Source organism: Burkholderia sp. Cy-637 (assembly GCF_011753175.1).
Lineage (GTDB): Bacteria > Pseudomonadota > Gammaproteobacteria > Burkholderiales > Burkholderiaceae > Burkholderia > Burkholderia gladioli.
Genome location: NZ_VWWC01000360.1, coordinates 1 through 1,659, shown reverse-complemented (window position 1 = coordinate 1,659; position 1,659 = coordinate 1). Strand labels below are relative to the sequence as shown.

The 1,659-nt window shown below is 73.8% G+C and carries 2 protein-coding genes; both read right to left on the bottom strand.

Going from position 1 to position 1,659, the window contains the following annotated elements; genetic code table 11:
- On the bottom strand, window positions 1-549 hold a 549-nt coding region (locus tag F3J10_RS35495; protein WP_167244037.1), incomplete at its 3' end, for an MFS transporter.
- Window positions 546-1,659: IucA/IucC family protein (locus F3J10_RS35490; protein WP_275691729.1), on the bottom strand; the 1,114-nt coding region annotated here is incomplete at its 5' end. The genes F3J10_RS35490 and F3J10_RS35495, both read right to left, overlap by 4 nt.

Genomic DNA, 1,659 nt, shown 5'->3' with positions numbered 1-1,659 from the left:
CAGCCCGGCCGCCGCCAGGCCCGTGCCGAGCGCGACCGCGTACAGCAGCGGCCGCACCGACCAGAGATCCTGCAGCACGCCGCCGAGCGTCGGCCCGAGCAGTGCGCCGGCGGCTACCGCCGACTCCTGCCAGCCGAGCGCGCGACCTCGCGCATCGGCCTCGGCGACGCGCGCCAGATAGGCCGTCACGATCACGCTCACGGTGCTCGCGCCCTGCACCACCCGCGCCGCGACGAACAGCATCGGATGGCGCGCCGAGGCCATCGCGAGCAGGCTGGCGACAAACAGCGCCAGCGCCAGCAGCAGCGCGCGTCGATAGCCGAGACGCTCGCACCAGCCGGCCGCCAGCGGCGTGCAGAGCAGCGCGCCGACACCCGGCGCGGCCAGCGCGATACTGCTCCAGCGTGTCACCTCGGCCAGTGTCGCGTCGGGCGGGAGCAGGCCGCGCACGAAGAACGGCATGATCGGCACCAGCACCATCAGCCCGAGCGTGATCACGCCCTGGCAGGCCACCAGGGTCACGACCGCGAAGCGGTGCGGCCCGATCATCGTCGGCCGCCCTGCCCGGCCCTGGCCGCGCGCAAGGGATTGGCGATCTCGCCCAGGCCGCTCGGCATGCCGGTGCCGATCGAGACGCGGCCGACCAGCGGTTCGATCAGCTGCTTGAACGGCCAGCTCGCGCTGTCGAACAAGGCGGCCTCCGCCAGCTCGCGCAAGGCCGGCGCGGCACCGTCGCCGAACACGCCGGCCACGGCATCGCGCAGCGCATCGCCGATCCACTGCCAGGCGAGCGCCTCGTCCTCGCCGTCGGCTTCGGACAGCGCGGCGGCAATCGCATACAGGTTCACGCCGACGGCCAAGGTCTGGAAATAGGCGAACAGAGCGCCGGGCGCCTCGAGAATCAGGGTGTTCGGCGTGCTCCGGTCGATCAGGTAATCGGGCGCCGCCACGCCGGCCTCGGCCATCAGCGGCGGACAGATCCGCAGCGTGTCGTGATCGCGCAGCACCAGCCCCGTCAGGCCATCCGCGCCAACGCGCAGCACCACGTTCTGGCCATGCAGCTCCGGCATCACCCCGTGACGGAAACAGCGCAGTCCGAGTTCGGCGAGCAGTCGCGCCAGTTGTGCGAACAGCCCGCGTCGCCTGGCGGGCGTCGACGCCGCGGCGCCGCCGCACAGCGCATCGAAGGCCGGCAGTCGCCCGCGCGCATCGGACACGCCGAGCGCGGCCATCGGCAACAGCCAGCCCTCGCCCCGCGGGTAGCGTCGCAGCAGGCAGGCAAGATCGCCGCGCTCGGCGATCCAGGCGGCCGCGTCGCCGCTTGCCGGCGCCGCGCCCAGCGCCCACCAGGCGCGCTCGTCGCAGACCTGCAGATGCGCGGCGAGCCAGGCATCGCGCTCGCGCAGCGCGGCCAGGCAGGCCTGCGCCAGTGCGCCGTTGCGCAGGTAGCGCGGCGGCATCACGCGCTCCGCGCCGAGCGCCTGCACGCCGAGCGAGAGCTTGAGGTGCAGCGACGCGTCATGCGCGACGCCGAGCGAGCGCAGCGAGGCGGTCGGCATGCCCGCGCCGGGGCCTTCGCCGAGGTCGATACAGGCGTCGAGCAACGCCGGGTGCCGGCGGCGCAGATGCGCGTACTGCCACGGATGAACCGGCAGCCAA